General features: G+C 39.3%; 18 protein-coding genes, 1 pseudogene and 1 riboswitch. Of the genes and pseudogenes, 2 read left to right on the top strand and 17 right to left on the bottom strand.

Annotation, left to right across the window (positions count from 1 at the left end; genetic code table 11):
* Positions 1 to 144 precede the first annotated feature (144 nt).
* The 14 genes from JZO83_RS13405 to JZO83_RS13340 form a co-directional block, all read right to left on the bottom strand.
* Positions 145 to 756 (bottom strand): ECF transporter S component, encoded by a 612-nt coding sequence (locus JZO83_RS13405; RefSeq protein ID WP_207116067.1) that lies wholly within the window; start codon positions 754 to 756, stop codon positions 145 to 147.
* Between the two features lie 127 nt (positions 757 to 883).
* A riboswitch (FMN riboswitch) is annotated at positions 884 to 1,006 on the bottom strand.
* Positions 1,007 to 1,089: 83 nt separating this feature from the next.
* Positions 1,090 to 1,806 carry a pseudouridine synthase gene (locus JZO83_RS13400; RefSeq protein ID WP_206858859.1) on the bottom strand — a complete coding sequence of 239 codons (717 nt, stop codon included), beginning with the start codon at positions 1,804 to 1,806 and terminating at the stop codon, positions 1,090 to 1,092.
* Positions 1,806 to 2,381 (bottom strand): SMC-Scp complex subunit ScpB, encoded by a 576-nt coding sequence (scpB, locus tag JZO83_RS13395; RefSeq protein ID WP_207116066.1) that lies wholly within the window; start codon positions 2,379 to 2,381, stop codon positions 1,806 to 1,808. Before scpB ends, JZO83_RS13400 begins: the two co-directional genes overlap by 1 nt.
* On the bottom strand, positions 2,365 to 3,135 hold the full coding sequence (locus tag JZO83_RS13390; protein WP_339093323.1) for a segregation/condensation protein A: 771 nt from the start codon (positions 3,133 to 3,135) through the stop codon (positions 2,365 to 2,367). Before JZO83_RS13390 ends, scpB begins: the two co-directional genes overlap by 17 nt.
* Positions 3,128 to 3,496, bottom strand: a complete 369-nt coding sequence (locus JZO83_RS13385) for a GNAT family N-acetyltransferase (RefSeq protein WP_207116064.1) — start codon at positions 3,494 to 3,496, stop codon at positions 3,128 to 3,130. Before JZO83_RS13385 ends, JZO83_RS13390 begins: the two co-directional genes overlap by 8 nt.
* Positions 3,497 to 3,514: 18 nt before the next feature.
* Positions 3,515 to 4,402, bottom strand: a complete 888-nt coding sequence (gene xerD / locus JZO83_RS13380; protein WP_206858858.1) for a site-specific tyrosine recombinase XerD — start codon at positions 4,400 to 4,402, stop codon at positions 3,515 to 3,517.
* Between the two features lie 96 nt (positions 4,403 to 4,498).
* Positions 4,499 to 4,972: a Fur family transcriptional regulator gene (locus JZO83_RS13375; RefSeq protein ID WP_206858839.1), complete on the bottom strand. Its 474-nt coding sequence runs from the start codon at positions 4,970 to 4,972 to the stop codon at positions 4,499 to 4,501.
* 104 nt (positions 4,973 to 5,076) lie between these two features.
* Positions 5,077 to 5,940, bottom strand: coding sequence for a S1-like domain-containing RNA-binding protein (locus JZO83_RS13370; protein WP_207116063.1), 864 nt, complete (start codon positions 5,938 to 5,940; stop codon positions 5,077 to 5,079).
* A gap of 224 nt (positions 5,941 to 6,164) precedes the next feature.
* Complete coding sequence (locus tag JZO83_RS13365) at positions 6,165 to 8,219, bottom strand: cell division site-positioning protein MapZ family protein (protein WP_207116062.1); 2,055 nt, start codon at positions 8,217 to 8,219, stop codon at positions 6,165 to 6,167.
* 289 nt (positions 8,220 to 8,508) lie between these two features.
* Entirely contained in the window at positions 8,509 to 9,618 is a 1,110-nt protein-coding gene (rpoD, locus tag JZO83_RS13360) for an RNA polymerase sigma factor RpoD (RefSeq protein WP_010735787.1), read from the bottom strand.
* A gap of 23 nt (positions 9,619 to 9,641) precedes the next feature.
* A complete protein-coding gene (gene dnaG / locus JZO83_RS13355) occupies positions 9,642 to 11,480 on the bottom strand; it encodes a DNA primase (RefSeq protein ID WP_207116061.1) in 1,839 nt (612 codons plus the stop codon).
* A gap of 168 nt (positions 11,481 to 11,648) precedes the next feature.
* Complete coding sequence (locus tag JZO83_RS13350; RefSeq protein WP_207116060.1) at positions 11,649 to 14,018, bottom strand: cation-translocating P-type ATPase; 2,370 nt, start codon at positions 14,016 to 14,018, stop codon at positions 11,649 to 11,651.
* Between the two features lie 246 nt (positions 14,019 to 14,264).
* Positions 14,265 to 15,122, bottom strand: a complete 858-nt coding sequence (locus tag JZO83_RS13345; protein ID WP_207116059.1) for a DUF368 domain-containing protein — start codon at positions 15,120 to 15,122, stop codon at positions 14,265 to 14,267.
* A gap of 81 nt (positions 15,123 to 15,203) precedes the next feature.
* Positions 15,204 to 15,833 (bottom strand): lysozyme family protein, encoded by a 630-nt coding sequence (locus tag JZO83_RS13340; RefSeq protein ID WP_207116058.1) that lies wholly within the window; start codon positions 15,831 to 15,833, stop codon positions 15,204 to 15,206.
* A 211-nt stretch (positions 15,834 to 16,044) separates the two neighbouring features.
* Between JZO83_RS13340 and JZO83_RS13335 the strand changes: the two genes are divergently transcribed.
* Together JZO83_RS13335 and mprF are read left to right on the top strand one after the other, a co-directional pair.
* Complete coding sequence (locus JZO83_RS13335) at positions 16,045 to 16,761, top strand: alpha/beta hydrolase (RefSeq protein WP_206858830.1); 717 nt, start codon at positions 16,045 to 16,047, stop codon at positions 16,759 to 16,761.
* 24 nt (positions 16,762 to 16,785) lie between these two features.
* On the top strand, positions 16,786 to 19,371 hold the full coding sequence (gene mprF / locus JZO83_RS13330) for a bifunctional lysylphosphatidylglycerol flippase/synthetase MprF (protein ID WP_207116057.1): 2,586 nt from the start codon (positions 16,786 to 16,788) through the stop codon (positions 19,369 to 19,371).
* 80 nt (positions 19,372 to 19,451) lie between these two features.
* Here mprF and JZO83_RS13325 read toward each other — a convergent pair.
* From JZO83_RS13325 to JZO83_RS13315, 3 genes and pseudogenes are all read right to left on the bottom strand, one after another.
* Positions 19,452 to 20,051: pseudogene (locus tag JZO83_RS13325) on the bottom strand (Fic family protein).
* Positions 20,052 to 20,338: 287 nt separating this feature from the next.
* A complete protein-coding gene (gene tuf, locus JZO83_RS13320; protein WP_207116056.1) occupies positions 20,339 to 21,526 on the bottom strand; it encodes an elongation factor Tu in 1,188 nt (395 codons plus the stop codon).
* 202 nt (positions 21,527 to 21,728) lie between these two features.
* Positions 21,729 to 21,833, bottom strand: coding sequence for a zinc ribbon domain-containing protein (locus JZO83_RS13315; RefSeq protein ID WP_347401525.1), 105 nt, complete (start codon positions 21,831 to 21,833; stop codon positions 21,729 to 21,731).
* Between the last annotated feature and the right edge of the window lie 6 nt (positions 21,834 to 21,839).

The following is a 21,839-nucleotide window of genomic DNA, read 5'->3' as shown; positions in this document are numbered from 1 at the left end:
AAATATACTTGTTTATATTCTTTATAAATAACTTGATAACTTTTTTAGCAAAAAAAAACTTGAAAGTAGCAACTGCCACTTTCAAGTTTACTTGTATATTCTAGCGTAAGATGTAAAGTCTCTTTCGGAAGAGTTTCTTACTTTTTATTTTGCCATACTCTGGCGTTTTTCTAGTTGGTGTTGTTTTCTACTTAACCAAGGTAGTAATTTTGCGTGTAAGACTAGGAATGCAACACTTACTAGGAAGCCTTTTATCAGGTTGAATGGTACAATACCGATTGCAATATAATTAGCCATCGTTGTATTTAACATTTGATCTGCTGACAACCCCCAAAATAGTAAATAAAGTGGTGTAATCACAAAATAGTTCGCAATACTCATGAAAATAGTCAATGAAAGTGTTCCAGCGATTACTCCCCAAATTTGATTTTTTCCTTTTTTCATTCTGTTTCTTTGGAAAATGTAGTAGATCGGTAAAGTGAAAACTGTTGTTGAAAAGAAACTAGCTACATCGCCGACTAGATTTGTCGGACTAAAACCGGTTGTGATCAAATGTAAGAGCGAACGTAAAAATGCTGTTACGATCCCTGCGAATGGTCCAAATAAAAACATACTGATCAATACTGGGATATCACTAAAATCGATTTTCAAGAAATTAAACGCTGGCATGATTGGAAATGAAAAAAATTGCAAAACCAATCCGATTGCAGCAAATAATGCGACTGCAACCATTTTTTGTACTCGGGTGTTCTTCATGTTGAAATCCTCCTGTTGGGATTCCTCTTCAGCGAACTATTTAGCTAGGTAAACACAAACAAAAAAACTCTATTTTCGCAGGGGAAAATAGAGTTAGAGTCATTTGTACACACGGATGCCAAATAAGCTCTATCTTCTTTATCCAGACTTTACTGTCGGTATCGGAATTTCACCGATTCAGCTACTCGCAAAAGTAGGTCGTGGACTATAACCACCGGTCGGGAATTTCACCCTGCCCCTGAAGACGAACCATATCTAATTTTTGTTTACTTTTTTATTATACTTAGTTCATCCCAAAAAAGCAAGGGATTTAGTCTTACAAAAAGTAAGTTGTTACTTTGATTGATTCAATAGCTGACTGATTTCTTTTTTATTCAGCTCACGATACTCACCAGGACGCAATCCTTGCAAAGTCAATTCACCGTATTTTTCACGTTTTAATTTTTGGACAGGTAACCCAACAGCTTGCAGCATATTTTTTACTTGATGGTTCCGACCTTCATGGATCGTTAATTCTACGATGCTATGATTGGTATGCGGATCAACAGATAAAATGGCATACTTTGCCGGTGCAGTTTTCTTGCCTTCGATCTTGATCCCTTTTGTCAGAGGGTTCAACGCTGATTTAGTGGCGATCCCTTTGACTTTGGCAACATATACTTTATCGACTTCATGTTTTGGATGGGTCAATCGTTGCGCAAAATCGCCATCATTCGTTAGTAAAAGAATGCCCGAAGTATCATAATCTAGTCGTCCAACTGGGTAGATGCGTTCCTTGACCATTGGTAAAAGATCAGTCACTACTTTACGGCCTTTGTCGTCTGCTACAGCAGAAATGACGCCTTTTGGTTTATAAAGTAAATAATAACCATATTCTTCTTGATAGATCGGCACTTGGTCTACTTCCACTGTATCGTGTTTGCCTACTTTCACACCAAGTTCTTTTACGACTTGACCATTTACTTTCACTCGACCAGCTAAAATATATTCTTCAGCTTTACGGCGAGAGGTGATTCCCGCATGAGCAATTACTTTTTGTAATCTTTCCATTATTCCTTTTCTCCTTCATGCACGCCATCGAAAAATAAATCAAGAGGTGCGTCTTCTTCCAGTGAACGTTCGATATCTTGAATATCAGGTAAATCGGTTAACGATCTTAGCCCAAAATAATCTAAAAAATGATTCGTTGTTCCATATAGGATCGGTCGACCAGGTCCATCGACTCGACCTTTTTCTTCGATCAATTGGTGTGCCGTCAAGCGCTGGATCGCTCCAGAAACTTGAACGCCACGAATCAGCTCGACCTCGCTTCGCGTGATCGGCTGTTTATAAGCGATGATTGCTAGTGTTTCAACAGCTGCTTGGGATAAAGTATTTGATGTCCCTTGCGCATATCTTTTGACGATCGGCGCCAACTCTTTTTTTGTCGTTAACACGATTTGTTTTTCTGTTTCAAAAAGATGCAACGCCGTATTGTCATTTGCTTCATAACTAGCTGCTAATTCCGCCACTAAAGCAGCAGTTTCTTCTCGTGTATGGCCCAACAAGGCACTTAATTCTTCGATTGTTGTTCCTTCTTCTCCTACTATAAAGAGGATTGCTTCAAGTTCACTTAATTTCGTCATGTTGTGTATCTCCTACTGCTGGATAAAGCATGATTGATTCGTAATTTTTTTCTTGCTGTGCCACGATCTGTCCGTTTTTCATCAACTCTAGAATGGCCAAAAATGTCGTAACGACTTCATTTCGCGAAGGTGTTTCAAAAAACGATTCAAACGAACAACCACTCTTCAAAGAAATGATCCGTTGTTGGATGAATGTCATTCGTTCTTCGATCGTCGCATCATCGGGCGCAATCGTCTTCTCTTCTTTTTGGGCAAATTTCTTTCGTTCTAAAATCTTTTGCATCGCTTGGAATAAATCGATTTTTTTCACTTGTCCGCGTTTCAATGGTTTTTCTTGCCCTAATAACTCATCGATGGCAGAAGGTTCTTTAGTGAAATACAGACTACGTTCTTCTGCTTTTTCTGTGAGTTTCTCTGCTGCATACTTGAATTTACGGTATTCTAACAGCTGATTGACTAATTCCTCACGAGGATCTTCTTCCCAAAATTCTTCTTCGTCATTAAACGCTTCTTGGATTGGCAATAAGGTTTTACTTTTGATCGCCATCAGCGTCGCTGCCATTACAAGATATTCTCCTGCGACAGCTAACTCAAGTGTTTTCATCGTATGGATATAGTTCATATATTGCTCCGTGATCGTAGCGATCGGGATATCGTAAATATCGATCGACATATCTTGGATCAAATGAAGGAGTAGATCTAATGGACCTTCAAAGACATCTAACTTGATATTGATTTCTGTCACATCATTCACTCTTTCCATCATTGATCCATCTGCTTAAATAAGCTTCCGTGATATCGGTTGGGTGGATCAGTACATCTGGGTATTTTTCTTGCAATTCATTCAACATTTGAAAACCAATATTTTCGCCACGATAGGAAGGATTCAATGAAATATCATGAATCGTCATCTGGTCTTTCTCGTTCCACTGCACGCCAATGATTCCTTGGATATTTGTGGAATCTTCAGGTGTATAGAAAAAAAGTTCATAATCTTCAGCAGATTCATACGTATCGATCTCTTTTAGTAAACTTGATTCTGCATTCAACTTCTTATGAAAGCTTAATAGTCCCATCGCGATTTTACGGTTTTCTTTACGATAATGTGTTAACATTTTCTCACCATCCTATAACTATGCCCTTGGGAAATGCTGCTTGTAGACATCTGTCATTCTTTTTTTCGTGATATGTGTATAGATTTGTGTCGTTGAAATATCTGCATGGCCTAAAAGTTCCTGAACTGTACGCAAATCTGCCCCGTTCTCTAATAAATGGGTCGCAAAACTATGTCTTAACGTATGGGGCGTAACTTCTTTGAAAATCCCCGCTTCTCGAACGAGTTGTTTTAAATTTTTCCATATTCCTTGCCGAGAGAGGCCCGAGCCGTGATGATTCAAAAAGACATGCATTTCGGATGGGTTTTTGACTAGCAAAGGTCGGACTTCATCTAAATAACGTTCTAACCATTGGATCGCATAATCACCTAATGGAATGATCCGTTCTTTATCTCCTTTTCCTAAAGTCTGTACAAGTCCTAAAGATAAATGTAAGTCACCTAACTTCAGCCCGACTAGTTCACTGACACGCATCCCAGTCGCATACATAACTTCTAAAATCGCGCGATCTCTGATCCCTAAACTTTTTGTTATATCAGGGGTTTCAATCAAGCGCTCGACTTCTTTTAGAGATAACGTATTTGGTAATTTTTGTGCTTTCTTTGGTGTCTCGATGTGTTGCATTGGATCTTGTTCTGTATATCGTTCTTGTCGCAAAAATTGATGGAATTTTCTTAAACTTGTGATCATACGTGTAATCGTTGCAGAAGCTTTATTTTCTTCATGCAACGTTTCTAAATACTGAATGACGATAAACCGATCAATCTTTTGCCAAGACGTTATATCGTGTTCTTTCAAATAGCGTAAGTATTGATTCAAATCTCGTTCGTAACTTTTTCGAGTATTGAACGATAACCCACGTTCGATACTTAAATAGCGAAGATATTCATTGATTTCTTCTTCCATCATTCTCACCTCATGCTTCTTTATCATATCAGATAGCCTTTGGTTTCGGTAGTCTATTTTTTGGTAGACACTTCAAAGAAAAAGCCGTCTATCAATTCAGACGGTCTTTCTTTCTTTTTTCTTATTATAGCATTCTTGGCAAATGCCATGAAAGGTCAAACGATGATCTTTGACAAAAAAGTGATAGCGTTGCTCGATGACTTGTTCCACTTCACTCAGCAAGTCTTCTTCCACTTCCTCGATCGTTCCACATTCTAAGCATAGTAGATGATGATGAAAATGCTTCGCACCTTCTTTTCGCAGATCATAACGTGCCACGCCATCATTGAAGCTGACTTTATCGATGATCTTTAGATCTGTCAAAATCTCTAACGTTCGATAAACCGTAGCCAAGCCGATCTCTGAGTTTTTCTTTTTAACTAAAAAGAAAACTTCTTCTGCTGACAAATGTTCTTTTTCATTCTCTAAGAGGACAAGCAAAGTTGCTTCTCGTTGTGGGGTCAATTTAAACCCTGATTCATGTAGCTGTTGCTTTGTTTTTTTCATTACTGACATTGTATTCATGCCCATTTTCTCAACCCCAACAATTTATAATGATTATAATTAAGATATCCATTCAACCGTTCTAGATTAAAATTATTATAAGCTAGACGAGAAAAACATGCAAGTCATTCTCAATTAGATTTTTTTGCTAATTTTGTCACACCATCTTCTTGTTTGATCAATCCTTGTTTCAACAAATTACCTAAAGCTCGCTTAAACGCACCTTTACTAATACCAAACGCACGTAGAATTTCTTCTGGGTCTGATTTGTCCGTAAAGGCAATTTGTTGATCTGCTGAACGTTCTAAGATCGTCAAGATCATTTGTGCATCATCAGAGATCGTTTCGTGTGCACGTGGTTTCAACGAAATATTCAACACGCCATCCGGTTTAGCACCAACGACACGTCCTTCTAGTTTCTCACCTAAACGTGGTTCACGGAAACGTTCGGAAGGATGAATGAACCCAATATAAAAATCATCCGTCAATAAATACGTACCAGTCAGTTTTAAACGATAAGCCGTACCTGAAATATTTTTGTTTTTTAGTTCTTCCGATCCATGCTTACTTAGTGATTTGAAGATTCTCTCTTCTGCAAGACTTCCCCAAATGCGGTCTTTTGCATCTACTCGTAAAGCAATCATCAATTGATCGCCTTTTTTCGGCCACAATTCAGTCAATGTTGGCAATTCGTCTAAAGAAACAACAAAATCTTTGTCTGGTAGACCAATATCAACAAAGACACCTAAATCTTTTCTTGAAGAAGTGACAGTTCCAAAGGCATAATGTCCGATACGACTTTTAGGAATCACCGTTGTAAAACGATTTTCTTGTTTTTGGTTTTGATAACCAAACCCTTCGACTGCTTCGCCGATCGTATGCTCCCCTTCCTCTTTACTCAATCGGAAAGTTTGTCCGTTTTTTTGGACAAAATAGTTTTTTTCATTTTCGTCAATTACCATTGCGGTAAATACGTTTGCTAATAATTCGTTCATTTTCTTCTCCTTTTCTAAAAGGCATCTGTATTCCAACATTTCTTTGCTATCATAACATAACGGCTTCTTAATGGATAGAGATTCTCCATAAAAGGTTGCGTTGACAATGTTCAGTCAGAATAAGCCGTAAAATCCGAAATATCCTCATATTTTGGATTCTACGGCCTATTTTTAATGTTGTAACAGAAGCATTCATGCGTTTTGGAGGCTATCAGACCACTGATCTAATTACTCCCGTTGCCGCCAAACCAGCCAGTTTTACAATTGATCGTAACGATATAAAATGGTAACGCACTCTCGCCGATGCCATTCATCAAGGATGATTTAGTAGAAGTCGCATAAAGGTTATAGTAGCCTTCGCCGTTTTCGATGCGAGCTTTCTCTAATCTATAGCCACCTTCAACGATATATCCTCGGGCAATGCTAGTTGCGATCACTTGTTCTTTGACTCCAGGCGCCCAATTCCAAGCCGGATTTGAAGCATCTGCCACGTCACTAGCCCTTGTTTCCATGATTGGTCGGTTTGCTGCGTTTGTCGCTGGAGTCGTTTGTGTTGACTCCGTTTGCTGTTGGGCAGCTGCGTCGGCTTGTTCTTGTGCTTCAGCCTGTGCTTGTTTTGCTTCTTCTGCTTTTCTGGCTTCTTCTGCTTTCTTCGCTTCTTCTGCTTTCTTCGCTTCTTCAGCCTTTTTCGCTTCTTCTTTTTTCGTTAATGTTTCATTGACTTTATCTAGTTGAGTCACAAGTTCTTTGACTAACTCTGCATTTTTCACTTTCGCGACTTCAGCTTTTGCAGAATCGTACTGCTCTTTCGTCGCTGAATCTTTGACTTTTCCATCTGCATAAACAACCGCAGTCTTTTCTTTAGCTGTTTGTAGTTGTTGGTATTGGTCTGTTGCTTCAGCGACTGCTTTGTCGATCAATTGTCCAAAAGCTGTATCTTCTGTATCGATTGTTTGGACTGCTTGATCAGCTTTTAGTTTTGGTTCTGCAATCAATTGGTCATCTTCGATCACAGGTGTCGTAAACCATTCGTTGACAGTTTGGATCTGTTTGATCTTTGATTGGATGTCTTCAAAGTTATTTTCCAGCTCTTCATAGCCTTTTTCGTCTTTGACTTCATTCAATGAAGCTCTTAATTTTGACAAGTCTTGATTGATCATACTTGTACGAATAAACTGTTCATCATCATCTAGATAAAAGGCAGATAAGTCTGATTGTAAATCAGCTATTTTATCTTGTTTTCGTTGTGTTTCTGCCGCGATTTCTGCTTGGACTTTTTGCTGATGATCATAATAGAACCAACCACCTGCACCAAGCAAAAGTACTGCCGCACTTGTCAGATATAGACCTTTTTTAGATTTCTTTGGTCCTCGATCATTTGGTGATTCTTCGTTTTTGATCGATGCACTACTTGCTTCTTGTTTCTCCACTATTGGCTGTTCAGTGGGTGTCTCCACTGCCTCAGTTGTTTCAGGAGATTCTATCGTTTGCGGCGCATCGGTTAACTCAGCTTCTGTACTTTCAACCTTAGAATTTTCCTCTTCTGTCGGTTCTTCCGTAGAAACTGGATCATTTTCTTCTATGTTTGTCGTTACGTCTACTTTTTCTACTGTACTTGTTGAAGAATCTTCGACCGCTTTATCTTCAATGATTGTTTCTTCTTCAGTTGTTTCTTCTACTGGTAACTCTTTTGTTGCATCCGCTTGAGATTTTTCAGGAACAACTTGGTCGCTTGTGTCTTCCGACAAACGAATATCGACTGAATCCTCACCCGTTGCCGCCGCTGTTTCGATCATTCGAAGCAGCTCTTTGGCATGTTCTTCTGTCGTATCTTCTCGGTGTGCTTTGATATAAGCAGCTAAAATGGAATTTTCTTCTTCATTATTCACTGCCTCTTTTAGTTCAGCCACCCGTTTTTTCTGTTGGGCTTTTTCGATTTGCTCAGATGTAGCAACGCTGTCTGCATCCGCCTTTTTTTCGTCAAGATGGGTGGTTTCTTTTTTATCTGTTGGTTCATCCTTAGATTCATTGCTCGTGTCAGTTGAGTCAAATAATTCCATGACAGACTCCAATGGCAGATCTTTTAGTTCTGACCATTCGATTGGATCATTTACGATACTGTCTGGATAAACTTCCTCAGATGTTTCATCTGACGATTGATTATCATCTGATTCAGGTAATTGTGTCAGTTCATCTTGTTGTGGTTCAAAGTCACATTTTGGACATGTCGTTTGATCTTTGATTTCTTCTGATCCACATTTTGGACATTTCTTAATCACTTAGCGATCGGCTCCTTTACTAGGTTTTCGCTACCATTAAATCTACCATAATCTTACCCACACGCCAATAGGATATCATGAGGATTTTATAAAAAAACAAATAAGTTATTCAACGAAAAATAAATAACCGATGTAATAAACTAATCTGTTTAAACGAACGTTTGTTGAAATCCATTTGAATCGTTCGATAAAAAACAAACCCTCAATAGCCGGAGAGATCTCCTACTTTGAGGGTTTACGATCATTCAAGCAAAATAGTTTGCCTTTTTGCTAAAAAATCATTTCTTGCTTATTCCAAGAAATCTTTTAATTGTTTTGAACGAGATGGATGGCGAAGTTTTCTCAACGCTTTTGCTTCGATTTGTCGGATACGTTCACGAGTTACCCCAAAGACTTTACCCACTTCTTCTAAGGTACGTGTACGGCCGTCATCTAAGCCAAAACGCAAACGTAAGACATTCTCTTCACGGTCAGTCAAAGTATCTAAAACATCTTCTAATTGCTCTTTCAACAATTCATATGCCGCATGTTCCGCAGGACTAGTTGCTTCTTGGTCCTCGATAAAATCGCCTAAGTGTGAGTCGTCCTCTTCACCGATCGGCGTTTCTAATGAAACAGGCTCTTGAGCGATTTTTAAGATTTCGCGTACTTTTTCTGTAGGAAGGTCCATTTCAGCACCAATCTCTTCTGGCGTTGGTTCTCTTCCTAAGTCTTGTAGTAACTGACGTTGGATACGAATCAATTTATTGATTGTTTCGACCATGTGCACTGGGATACGGATCGTACGAGCTTGGTCAGCGATCGCACGTGTGATGGCTTGACGGATCCACCAAGTAGCGTAAGTTGAAAATTTGAATCCTTTACGATAGTCAAATTTCTCAACAGCTTTCATCAATCCCATGTTACCTTCTTGGATCAGATCTAAGAACTGCATACCACGACCAACATATCTTTTGGCAATACTTACGACTAAACGAAGGTTAGCTTCAGCCAAGCGTTGTTTTGCTTCTTGGTCACCTTCTTCGATCTTCAATGCTAATGCTACTTCTTCTTCTGCAGTTAAAAGGGAGACGCGGCCAATTTCTTTGAGGTACATCCGAACAGGATCATTGATTTTTACGCCTGTCGGTGCAGAAAGGTCTTCTGTTTTTGCTTGTTCTGCTTTTTTCTCTGCACTTTTCAGACTATGGATCGATGGTTCACCATTTTCGTCAACGACGCTGATACCTGCGTCCTCCACTTTTTGGATCAACTTATCCATTTCATCTGCATTTAAAGTGAATGGTGTCGCAAGTTTATTTGATAAATCATCATAAATCACTTGCCCTTTTGGTTTATTTTCTTTAATGAATGCTGCCACTGCTGCTTCATATTTTTTAACATCTGTTCCATTTGCCATAAAAGAAGGCCCCCTTTAAGTAGCTATTCGGCTTGTTTTAACTGTTTCGTTAAATTAATGATCTCAATCGTCAATTCCAATTCTAACTGCTTGTTCCCTGTTCGTCGTGCTTCTTGCTGCATCTGTTTTTTCGTTATGATTTCTTCAGCTAAGCCCGATTTACTGATCACTCTCAGCAAGTCTTGGATCTCACGTGGCGTACTTTCTTCAGCCATTCGCATATATTCGATCTCGACCACTATCCGCCTTAAATTTTCATCTTGCAAAAAGTCTAAAAACTCCGCAAGTTTGAATTCTCCATTTTGAGATACGTACGCATCAAATAAAAAATAAATCTCTGCGTAAGTATCATGAATAAATTGAACGCCTTGTTCCTTGAGTAGATTACGCACAGCAAGTTCTTTGAACGCTCGATACAACAGCATCTGTTCTGCCTTTTCAACCTGTGATAATGGTCGTTTTTGTCTGACCGTACCAGATTTTACGACCGGCGTTTCTGCTGCTGGTTGCGATGGCTCTTGCTTACTTGGCTGATTCTTTCGTCGCAGATCCCGTATTTGTTTTTGCATCGTTTCACGACTCAGCTGAAATTCTGCTGATAACTGCGTCAAATACATGTCTTGCTCAATCGGCGAAACAACCTTACTCAACTCACTTAATACTGCTTCAAGATATTCGATTTTGTCTTTTTCATTTTCTAGGTTTTTTTCATGCTTCAAATAACGTGATTTAAAAGCAAAAATGGTTTCTCGTCCATGTAAAACCAATTCTTGAAAAGCCTCTTCCCCGTACTTTCTCAAATATTCATCCGGATCGAGCTTTTCTGGGATCGCCACAACGGACAGTTGCATTCGGCTATTTTGACGCAGCAATTCGATTCCTCGATTGGTTGCTTCGACGCCGGCACGGTCACCATCATAACAAAACACTAATTCTTTTGTTAATTTTTCCATCTGTTGGATCTGTTGCGTTGTTAAACTTGTTCCCATGGAGGCCAAACCAGTCTTCACACCCGCTTGCCAAGCAGCGATAACATCCATGAAGCCTTCGAATAAGATGATCTCACCCGACTTGCGGATCTCACTACGGGCTTTGTCTAAGTTGAACAATACTTGCCTTTTGTTGAACAGTTCCGTTTCAGGGCTGTTCAAATATTTGGGTTGATCTTTCGTATCATGTTCACCAGGCAAATAACGACCAGAAAAACCGATCGTACGACCTTGTCCATTACGAAGCGGAAACATGATCCGCTGATAAAAACGATCCGACATCCGACCATCATCATGCGTAACAAACAAACCGGATTGTTTGAGCACTTCCTCAGAGTACGCTTCATTTTGGAATACTTGCTGTAAAAATGAGCGTTCATTTGGTGAAAAACCGATGTTGAATTCTTCGATCAATTCGATCGTCAAGCCACGTTCGAGTAAGTAGTTTAAGGCTGGCTCACCTACTTTAGTGTGTAACAGCATGTGATGATACACTTCAACCGCTTTTTCATGGGCTGCAATCAATTTGCCGGTTGCTGTATCTGTTGGAGTAGTCAGCGTTTGTTGACGCCATTGATCTTCGAGCTGGATCTGTTCTAGATCCGCTACCTTGATCACTGCTTCAGGAAACGACAAACCTTCCAATTCTTGAAGAAACGTAAAGACATTACCACCTTTTCCACAGCCAAAGCAATGAAAAATCTGCTTATCTTCTGCAACCGAAAACGACGGTGTGCGTTCTTCGTGAAAAGGACAGAGACCTAAATAATTTTTCCCAGATTTTTTTAATTGGACGTATTGCCCAATCACCTCAACGATATTCGTTTGATTACGAATCGTTTCAATGGTCTCTTGAGGGATCCTTTGAGCCATCTTCTCACCCCCTGCATTAGTTGATATCTCATACTCATTGACAAGACATTTCAGGAGAATAACCGGTAAAAAATCGCACTAACGAAAATCAGTGCGATTTTAAAGGACACAATTATACATGTTTCATTGTACCATAATCCTATACTTTTTCAAGTGATAGATACCGGATTAAATGACATTTTCTTTTACTTTGATTTGAGGTGCTTTATTCGCATTTACTTTATTCAATAATCTATTTTGAATGCCTAATTTCCAGTAGCCCAAACGTAACGCGACATTTAAAATCATGAAGCCAATAAAGTAAGGCCAAGTGCTTCCTAGTCCAAGGTTGACTTCTAATAGATGATGGAAAAGTAGTGCCGCCACATAGATACCGACCACTGTTGTCACTGCCAAAAAGATCCGTAATGGATTGAATGGCAAGCAGGCCTTTATAACTGCTAGACAGCTGATTCCAATCAACAAATAATACATCAGTGTGGTCGTTTCTCCAGACGTCCATCCTTGACTATGTCCAATCAAGTAGATTGCCACAGTATTGAAAGCGACAAGCAACGCATTCGGTAAAGCATTGACCAACGCAGTAGGCAGATAACGATAATCGACTTTTCGTTTGTCATTTTCAAACGATAAGAAGAAAGATGGATATCCTTCAATCGCAAGATCGATCAACGTGATCTGGATCGGGATAAACGGAAATCCGATCGCTGTTACTGCACATAAAATCGATAAGATAAATGAATAGATCGTCTTGATAAAGAAGATCCCCGAAACTTTCGTCACATTATTCACGACACGACGTCCTTCAAATAACACTTCAGGTAATGTCGTGAAATCTGAATCAAGCAAGACAAGATTGGCGATTTGACGGGTCGCTCCGTCTCCTTCTGCCATGGCAATGCTACAGTCAGCTTCACGTAAAGCTAATACGTCATTTACACCATCACCTGTCATTGCAACGGTTCGTCCACTTGCTTTCAGCTCGTTGACCAACAATTTCTTTTGTTGCGGACTTACTCGTCCGAAGACGGTGTATTGGTGCGCTGCTTTTCTCACTTCTGCTTCTTCTGTCAAATCAGACAGATCGACATAAGATTGATAATTCGGCAAACCAGCACGGCGAGCAATATTAGACACTGTAAAAGGATTGTCTCCAGAAATTACTTTCAGGTCTACTCCTTCTTCGTGCAAGTATGCTAACGTTTCTTGTGCGTTCTTACGGATTGGGTCATCGATTTCAAATAATGCAATTGGTTCGACTCCTTGAGGTTCAGCTGACGACAACGTTTGATTCGGCGCCAGTCCTAACATCAAGACACGAAATCCATTTGCTTGTGCTTCAACTAAACTTTCTGGCAATTGATCTTCTGCTACCAATCGTTCAGGGGCACCGACATAGATGACACCTAGTTCAGAAAATTCCATCGCTCCCCATTTGCGGTCCGATGAAAAAGCTAATTTTTCGCCGACATCGTAGCGATTAGAAATCTCGAAGTACTCTCTTAACGCACGCATCGTTACGTTGTTATCGCTACTTTCAGCAAGATACGTACCCATGATCGTAGGGATCATCTTTTCATAAGCTTCATTTAATGGTTCTACTCGTTGGATGCTCATTTTCCCTTCAGTGATCGTCCCTGTTTTATCAAGACATAATGTATCTACGTGTGCCAAGGTTTCGATCGAGTACATATCTTGTACTAAGATCCGCTTCTTCGCTAGTTTAGTGACACCAGTCGTCAAAGCAATACTGATCAATAAGACTAATCCTTTTGGCAACATTCCCAGTAAGGCTGCCGCAGAGGCCACAACTGACAATTGGATCGACGCATTGCGGATGAACAAAGCTTCCAAGAATAAGATGATCCCTAAAGGAATGATCACAAAACTTGTAAATTTCGATACTTTTCTGATTGATTCCACAAGTTCTGAACGAATCTCTTTGTGGGTTTTTGCTTCATTAGTCAATCGAACAGCATAATTATCTGCCCCGACACGAATCACGGTCGCAAAAACAGACCCGCTGGTAAGGAAACTACCTGAAAGCAATTCCGCCCCTGTCTCTTTGACGATCAGATCAGATTCACCAGTCAATAGGGCTTCATTCGCTTCTGCTCGTCCACTGACTACTTGTAGATCTGACGGGATTTGTTCTCCCGCACCGATTTTTACAAGATCGCCTAAGACCAGTTCTTTTGTTGCGATCTTCTGCTCTTTTCCATCACGTATTACGGTTACTTCAGCTTGAGAAACAATCGATAAACGACGGACAAGATTTCTCGCATGGATCTCCTGATAGATCCCCATGGTGATATTTACAAAAATGATTGCTAAGTAAGCCATGTTTGAATAAGCGCCAACTAATAACAAGCAGAGCCCTATTCCTAAGTTCAAAAAATTGAATAACGTTAAAATATTATCGCTGAAAATCTGTTTCGTACTTTTCGTTGCATCCTCTTGGTAATCATTTTGCTGACCAGAGGCACGTCTTTGACTTACTTCAGTTTCTGTAAGTCCCTTTAATTCTTTCATATCCATATCACGCCAACTTTCAAAAATAATCACTCCAATTAGTCTAGCTGTTTCTACGATTAAAAACAACTTGTTTTTTTTACTTTTAAAAAAAGATAGAAAAATCAAAAACAGTACATCTGTTTCCTATCTTTCTATCTAATATGATGTATGACTTAAAATTAGCCACAGAATACGTGGATTTTACAGCTGATTGATCGTCTATCTGAAAAACGACGAAACACTCGAATTTTTTTGCTTCTTGTGACTCTCTTACTTGTACTGCTCTTCTAAACGGCTCATCCACCAACCTAACGCAACACCAGCAACGAATAGTACGGGACAAGCTAAGATACCTAAAATCCCAAGTCCACTGTAATTTGTTGGGATGATCATGATCGTTGATGCAAAAACAATGCCTAGAATAAAATGGAATAACTTGCTGTAAGCTTTCGAGAAAATAAAGTCCATTACTTTAGATAAACCTAAGACACACACGATCCCACCGATCGCAATAGGAATGATGACTTCTAAACGCACTTCCTTAAATCCATCCGCCATGGCTTTGTACAGACCCATATAGACTAAAAAATTCGATGGGCTTAACCCAGGAACGATCATTCCTAGACCAATCAAACCGCCTGCCATCAACCAAGTATAGACATTTTGTTCTACTTGACCATCGAAAAGACCTGCGCCATATAATAAGAAAAGATAGCCTAAAATAAAGGTCACGACCATGATGAGTAGATCTGTTTTATTTCGTCCTTTTTTACCTGATTCTTTCCATAAGGCTGGTACCGTTCCGGCGATACAACCGACAAAAAACCACAATATCGTTGTCTCATAGGCACCTAGTAAAAAACTAACTAAAAAAGACAATAAGAATACACCAGTGACACCGCCTAAACCAACTGGTAAAAAGAACAAGAAATTTTCTTTAAAGTTTCTCGTGATGTGCGCCAAGAAAGAAATCAACCGTTCGTACATCCCGAATACTGCTGCTAAAGCACCGCCACTGACTCCTGGCAGGATAAACCCTGAACCGATAAACATCCCTTTGAAGAATCTTAATCCCCAATCTTTCGATGTATTCTCTCTTTTCTCTATTACTTTCTGATTTTCTTCCACTCGTCCAAGCACTCCTTCTTTCTATTCATTGTATTTCACTTTTTGTCATACTTTCATTTGCAGTCCGCTCGATCAAAGAGCCTAAAAGATTTTTTCGTACCATTCAAGCAACTCTTGATTCATCTTGACTACATCTGCATAAAACATATTACCACCATTATGGTATAAGTATCCGCCATTATAAAGTAATGACTGGATTCGCCAATAGCGATAGGTTTTTTTTTCATGATTTCCTAAAAGCGGACTCAGCACATCTCTTGAATACTCTTCAGCTAGACTGACTGTATTCTTTCCGCCTCTTTCTTTGACATAAGCAATATAATCTTTGCCAAAATTGTACGCTTGGATCGCTGTCGGAAGGTCGCAACCTAATGCTTCTGCCTCAGCTATCATCTCTGAGAGGTACTTCACCCCTTGGTCAATACTTCCTGCTTGTGTCGAGATCGCACCCATTTGGCCATAGGCACTCTCTGAACTTTGCATCAAATCGATGCCCTTTCCTCTTGATTCAGTCAGTATGATTGCCTTCACTAGATTCTCGTGCTCTTGCATTTGATACTTTTCTAGCGCTGTCGAAATTTCTGTCTGATAGTTTTCGACACGCTTGATCGATTGATACGTTCTACCTAACAGAAAAAGAATCGTTGCCAAAATCGTGAAGACAAATAGACCTACGATCATGCGGAAGATTGATTTTCTTTTTTTCTTCATCCAAACCCACCTAGCTATTTGACATCTTTTTTTATCTTACTATTTCTTTTCATTCTTGGCTATTTTTTATCTGTTTTTTCTTATTTAATTTAATAAAAAATGAATGTTTTATTTCCACTCTCATCTTACGAAAATGATCGTTCGTTTTATAGTGTTTCGATTTCTAAAATTAGATAAAGAGCGTTATAATCCAAAATAGTAGGTGATAAATGTGAAAAGAGAAAAGAAATTTGCAAAAATGCCAGATGGAACTGACATCTATTATGAGAAAAGTGGAAATGGCTTTCCCCTGTTTCTACTTCATGGAAATGACGGAAGTGGTGATTTTTTTTCAAAGCAAGTCCCTGTTCTAGAACAATATTTTACGATCTATCTCATAGATAGTCGTGGCCATGGACATTCAACTAATCAAGCGGGAACGTTGAATTTTCGTTTGATGGCAGATGATCTATTGACAGTGATGCTAGTAGAACAGATCGCCCAAGCAAATATTTTAGGATTTAGCGATGGCGCCAATCTTGCCTTAGTTTTTTCAAGTAATTATCCCGATAGAGTCCACCGCTTGATTTTGAATTCCGGGAATACACTGTTGAATGGGGTCCTTTGGTCTTCTCGACTACTCAGTGCTTTTCACTACTTCTTTGTGTGGCTGCGCTCGTTGTTCCAGCCTAAATTGCGTCAGCATTTATTAGTCATTGATTTATTACTTCATGATATTGGGCTCACAACACAGGATTTAGAAAATATCGCTTGCCCCGCACTGATCATTGTCGGAAAAAAAGATGTGATCAAACTGAAACACTCGCTTTATCTAGCGAAAACGATGCCTAACGCTTCATTTGTCCTCGTTTCAGGACAAGGACACCAATTGGCACGTCAAGATCCAGAACGCTTCAATCAGGAAGTTTTAGACTTCTTGACAAAATAAATTTGAAAAACAGTAGGTGATTTTTTGTTCAAGCAAATCATCGAGTGGTTCAAAAGCCACTTGAGACTTATCAAAACGATTTTTTTGATTTCCGTATTAGTTATTATTATTCGCGAATTGATGACGATCAGCACATTGTTATCTGCTGACCAGTTAGCTCAAACTTTTTCTACGATCCCTCTTTGGAAAATCGGCGTGATGTTTTTGATTGGGTTGATTTCGATTCTTCCCATGATTGGTTATGATTTGATTTTCAATAAGTTACTCGATCAAAAGCAAAAGCCATTATACTTATTTGAAACAAGCTGGATGATCAACACGATCAATAACATTGCGGGATTTGGCGGCTTCGTCAGCATCGGGTTACGTTCCGAATTATATGGTCAAAGAAAAGACAGTAAAAAAGTCATGCAAGCTTTATCTAAAGTATTTTTGTTTTTGATGGCTGGTTTATCCCTTTATAGTTTAGTTTCTTTTTTCATGGTCTTTTTCACACCTGTCGCGCCATTTCTAAAACAATATTGGATCTGGTTGATTGCCGGTGGATTGTACTTCCCAGTCGTGTTTCTTTTTACGACGCTCAAAAAAGAAGGCTACGTTGGCGGCCTTTCATTCAAAATCCAAAATCAATTGTTACTTGTGTCCTTACTTGAATGGACGGGTGTCTTAGGGTCATTTCTTGCCGTTGGTTATTTGATGGAGATCCCCATCGATTTATGGCAGACGATTCCTTTATTCATCGCCGCTTCCGTTATCGGGATCATCTCTATGATCCCAGGAGAAATCGGTAGTTTCGATGTAATGATGATCTTTGGTTTATCGGCTTTAGGCATTCCAAAAGAAACCGTCGTGATCTGGATCTTGCTTTACCGGATCTTCTACTACTTTATTCCATTTTTCATTGGATTGATTTTCTTCTTCAAAAATGTCGGTGTTTCGATCGATCAACGTTACTCTGGTATTCCAAAACAATTGGCGACACAGATTGCTCGAAAGATCCTTGTCGTCTTGATGTACTTTTCTGGCATCATGTTGGTTCTTTCGGCAACGATCCCGCAAGCATTTGCTGAGTTTCGTTGGTTGCATCATCTCAATCCAATAAAGTTACATTTTATCGTACAATTCCCAAGCATTTTGCTAGGTTTCTTGTTTGTCATCATGGGACGAGGGATCGCTGCCAGAGTCAAACGGGTGTATTGGCCAACCATTTTGCTGATCCTTATTTCATTGGTCTATGTTGGATTGAATGATCTAAGCACGACTGGGATCATATTCCTACTGTTGCTGTTAGGGATCGTGATTGCTTCACGCAATGAATTATTTAGAGATCAATTCATCTACTCATGGGAATGGCTGACGATCGATGGATTGATCGTCGGTGCCTTGACCGTTTTATATATCGTGATCGGTGTGTATAATATGCCGACTTTCCCTCATCGCAATCATCGATTTATTTCATTTTTTCTGTTTCCATCAGAAAAAATCTGGTTGTCAGGTTTCCTAGCAATCTTAGCAGTTACCTTTATCATGATTTTGTTCGTCCACTATCTCCAAGGGAAAAAAGCGCAGGTCGGACAGGAATTAGATGAAGAGGTTGCACGAACTATTTTAGAAACTTACGGCGGTAATTCGGATAGTCAATTGATTTTCTTAAAAGATAAACGGATGTTTACCTATGAAAAAAATGGCGAAGCCACAGTTTTATTACAATTTGCTAGTTACAACAATAAATGCGTAGTGATGGGCGACCCTTCAGGTAAAAAAGAAGATTTCCCTGAAGCAATTGAAGCGTTTATTGCAGAAACAGATCGCTTATGTTATTTACCAGTCTTTTATGAAACGAGTCAAGAACTAGTCATGATCCTCCATGAATTTGGCTATGACTTTATTAAAATGGGCGAAGAAGGACATGTATCGTTAGCGGACTTTACGACTTCTGGGAAAAAAATGAAAGGAACTCGCGCGATCCTAAATCGTATCGAACGAGAAGGCTTTACTTTTGAAGTATTACAACCCCCATTTTCTTCCCAACAAATGGCTGAGCTAAAAAGAATCTCCGACCGTTGGTTAGGTAGTCGTAAAGAAAAAGGCTTTTCACTAGGATTCTTTTCAGAAGACTATCTACAACGCGCACCGATTGCGGTCGTTAAAAACGAACAAGATGAACTAGTCGCTTTTGCTTCGATCATGCCGACTTATACGAATGATAAAGTAGGAACCATTGATTTGATGCGCTACGATCCAGATACTGCCCCTTCTGGCAGCATGGACTATTTGTTCATCCATCTCTTTGAATATATGAAAGAAGAAAATATCCAATGGTTCAATTTAGGGATGGCACCTCTTTCTAATGTTGGAACTTCAAGAAAAAGTTTCATCCAAGAACGAATCGCTTATTTGGTTTATGAATTTGGTTCTCACTTTTATTCATTCCAAGGATTGAGAGAATATAAAGACAAGTATGCGACCAACTGGAAATCTCGCTATACACTTTATTCAAGAGATAGCTGGATCGCTTATGTGATGATCACCTTATTGATCATTGATAATGCACCTGTTGATCAAAAATCAAAGCCATTGAATGGCGTAAAAAAATGGTTTCGTAAATAAAAAAGGATGTCTGATTTTGTCGTTTTAAAGCAAAATCAGGCATCTTTTTATTCATAAAAATTATTTTGTTTCATCTTCAATCAAAGCTCATCAATGGTATATTCAGAATAACCTTCATAAAAATAACTCACATCGATGCCTTTCATATAAAGTTCACGATCGGAAATTTTATCCGTCAACGCTTTAGAGATCAAATAGCTGATTTCTAAGTCATTGATCGGACTACGTGCCATTGCAGATAAATAATCAGACTTATCAATCAAATTCCAGTCAACCACTTTCTGTATCTCAGATTTCAAAATGATAGCTAACCAAATTCTCGTACTTCTACCGTTCCCTTCACGAAAAGGATGAGCAATGTTCATCTCTACATATTTTTTGATGATTTCTTCAAAAAGTAGATTGGGGCATTTCATCGATATGTCTTAAAGCATGTTCCAAATACATAACCGGCGCAAATCGAAAATTTCCCTTGGCAATATTTACTGAGCGAATTTCCCCAGCAAAATCATAGATTTCAGAAAATAAATAGTCATGGATTTCGCATAGCCCTTTGAATGTTCCAATCGCTACTTCATCTATTCTTCCAGAATCATATAATTTTTTTGCTTACTGATTTTTTCTTCAGCTTTTGCTAACTCAACTTGACTGGTCAAGCCTAATTTATTTTCTAAAATCATTGAATTCCCCCTCACTTTTTGTCATATTTTTTAGAAACACAGATAAATCTATTATAACAAATTTATAGACATCGTAAAAACAAGAAAAATCGATGGAAAGCAACAGCTCTGATACGAGTCGTTTTGTGCTTTTAAAAAAAATAAAGCGGGAAACCCCAAAAATCCGAAAATTTTAGAGGTCTCTCGCTTATTGATTGGAGCTGAACACTTCTGTTACAACCCCCGGACATACTATTCGAGCAAATACTATGTCCAAGTTTTTTAATTGTTGCTTTTATGAAAACTACTTACGCTTCGATTTCTGTTACCATTCCTGAACCGACCGTACGTCCACCTTCACGAATGGAGAAAGTGGTTCCTTGTTCAATTGCCACAGGATGGATCAACTCAACATCGATCGTCACATTGTCTCCAGGCATAACCATTTCTGTTCCTTCTGGTAACAAAATAGTACCTGTTACGTCTGTTGTACGGAAATAAAATTGTGGACGGTAGTTATTGAAGAACGGTGTATGACGTCCGCCTTCTTCTTTCGTCAATACATATACTTCCGCTTTGAATTTTATATGTGGTGTGATTGAACCTGGTTTTGCGATAACTTGTCCACGTTCAATATCTTCTCTTTGGATACCACGTAATAAGATTCCTACGTTGTCTCCTGCTTCACCGTAATCCAATGTTTTACGGAACATTTCTACTCCTGTCACCACCGCTTTTTGTGTTTCAGGTTTGATTCCGATGATTTCAACTTCATCCCCCACACGAACAGCTCCACGGTCGATTCGACCAGATGCGACGGTGCCTCGGCCAGTTATTGAAAAGACATCTTCCACTGGTAAAAGCAATGGTTTATCTGTATCACGTTCTGGCGTTGGGATATATTCATCGACTGTATCCATCAACTCATTGATTGCTGCTTCTGCGTCTGGATCACCTTGCAATGCTTTCAATGCAGAGCCTTTGATAACAGGTGTATCATCACCAGGGAAACCATATTCACTCAATAGTTCACGGACTTCCATTTCTACAAGATCGATCAATTCTTCATCATCGACCAAATCAACTTTATTCAAGAAAACAATCAAATATTTCACACCGACTTGACGAGACAAAAGGATATGCTCACGTGTTTGTGGCATTGGTCCGTCTGTCGCAGAAACGACTAAGATCGCACCGTCCATTTGAGCGGCACCTGTGATCATGTTCTTCACATAATCCGCATGTCCTGGTGCATCGATATGCGCATAGTGACGTTTATCCGTTTCATATTCAACGTGTGCCGTATTGATCGTGATTCCACGTTCACGTTCTTCCGGAGCTGCATCAATGCTTGCATAATCTTGAGGATTTGCTAAGCCTTTTTTCCCTAATACTGTCGTGATTGCAGCAGTTAATGTGGTTTTCCCATGGTCGACGTGGCCAATGGTCCCGATGTTTACATGTGGTTTACTTCTATCAAAATGTTCTTTTGCCATAATTAACAAACCGTTGCCAAAAATCTATAAATAGTTCTAAGCAACTATTCAAGTTGTCAGATTAATGTTTGTTTCCTGTTTCTGCGTGTCCGATTTTGCCACTTGCTCGCTACTGTCGTTTGTTCTAACACTCCACAGGCGTCAATTCGGATACAACGAATCCTATATATCTACGTTTTTCTTTTGATTAGAAGCTCGTAGATCAAGCACTGTAACTCGCTAAATTCAGACTGGCATTATGATCCCTATCCGCCGTATAACCACATTTATTGCAATGGTAAATACGATCCTTCAGTTTTAAGTTCACTTTCCT

The organism is Enterococcus sp. DIV1298c (genome assembly GCF_017316315.1).
In the GTDB taxonomy this organism is placed as follows: Bacteria; Bacillota; Bacilli; order Lactobacillales; family Enterococcaceae; genus Enterococcus_B; species Enterococcus_B mangumiae.
The sequence above is the reverse complement of the archived record's forward strand: the minus strand, read 5'-3'. Positions and strand labels throughout refer to the sequence as shown.

What these genes read in the sequence shown, in the direction of transcription:
- JZO83_RS13370 (WP_207116063.1), bottom strand. Translation starts at nt 5,940, where the DNA reads ATGAACGAATTATTAGCAAACGTATTTACCGCAATGGTAATTGACGAA.
- dnaG (WP_207116061.1), bottom strand. Translation starts at nt 11,480, where the DNA reads ATGGCTCAAAGGATCCCTCAAGAGACCATTGAAACGATTCGTAATCAA.
- JZO83_RS13405 (WP_207116067.1), bottom strand. Translation starts at nt 756, where the DNA reads ATGAAGAACACCCGAGTACAAAAAATGGTTGCAGTCGCATTATTTGCT.
- JZO83_RS13375 (WP_206858839.1), bottom strand. Translation starts at nt 4,972, where the DNA reads ATGGGCATGAATACAATGTCAGTAATGAAAAAAACAAAGCAACAGCTA.
- JZO83_RS13385 (WP_207116064.1), bottom strand. Translation starts at nt 3,496, where the DNA reads ATGTTAACACATTATCGTAAAGAAAACCGTAAAATCGCGATGGGACTA.
- JZO83_RS13350 (WP_207116060.1), bottom strand. Translation starts at nt 14,018, where the DNA reads ATGGATATGAAAGAATTAAAGGGACTTACAGAAACTGAAGTAAGTCAA.
- tuf (WP_207116056.1), bottom strand. Translation starts at nt 21,526, where the DNA reads ATGGCAAAAGAACATTTTGATAGAAGTAAACCACATGTAAACATCGGG.
- JZO83_RS13340 (WP_207116058.1), bottom strand. Translation starts at nt 15,833, where the DNA reads ATGAAGAAAAAAAGAAAATCAATCTTCCGCATGATCGTAGGTCTATTT.
- JZO83_RS13400 (WP_206858859.1), bottom strand. Translation starts at nt 1,806, where the DNA reads ATGGAAAGATTACAAAAAGTAATTGCTCATGCGGGAATCACCTCTCGC.
- rpoD (WP_010735787.1), bottom strand. Translation starts at nt 9,618, where the DNA reads ATGGCAAATGGAACAGATGTTAAAAAATATGAAGCAGCAGTGGCAGCA.
- scpB (WP_207116066.1), bottom strand. Translation starts at nt 2,381, where the DNA reads ATGACGAAATTAAGTGAACTTGAAGCAATCCTCTTTATAGTAGGAGAA.
- xerD (WP_206858858.1), bottom strand. Translation starts at nt 4,402, where the DNA reads ATGGAAGAAGAAATCAATGAATATCTTCGCTATTTAAGTATCGAACGT.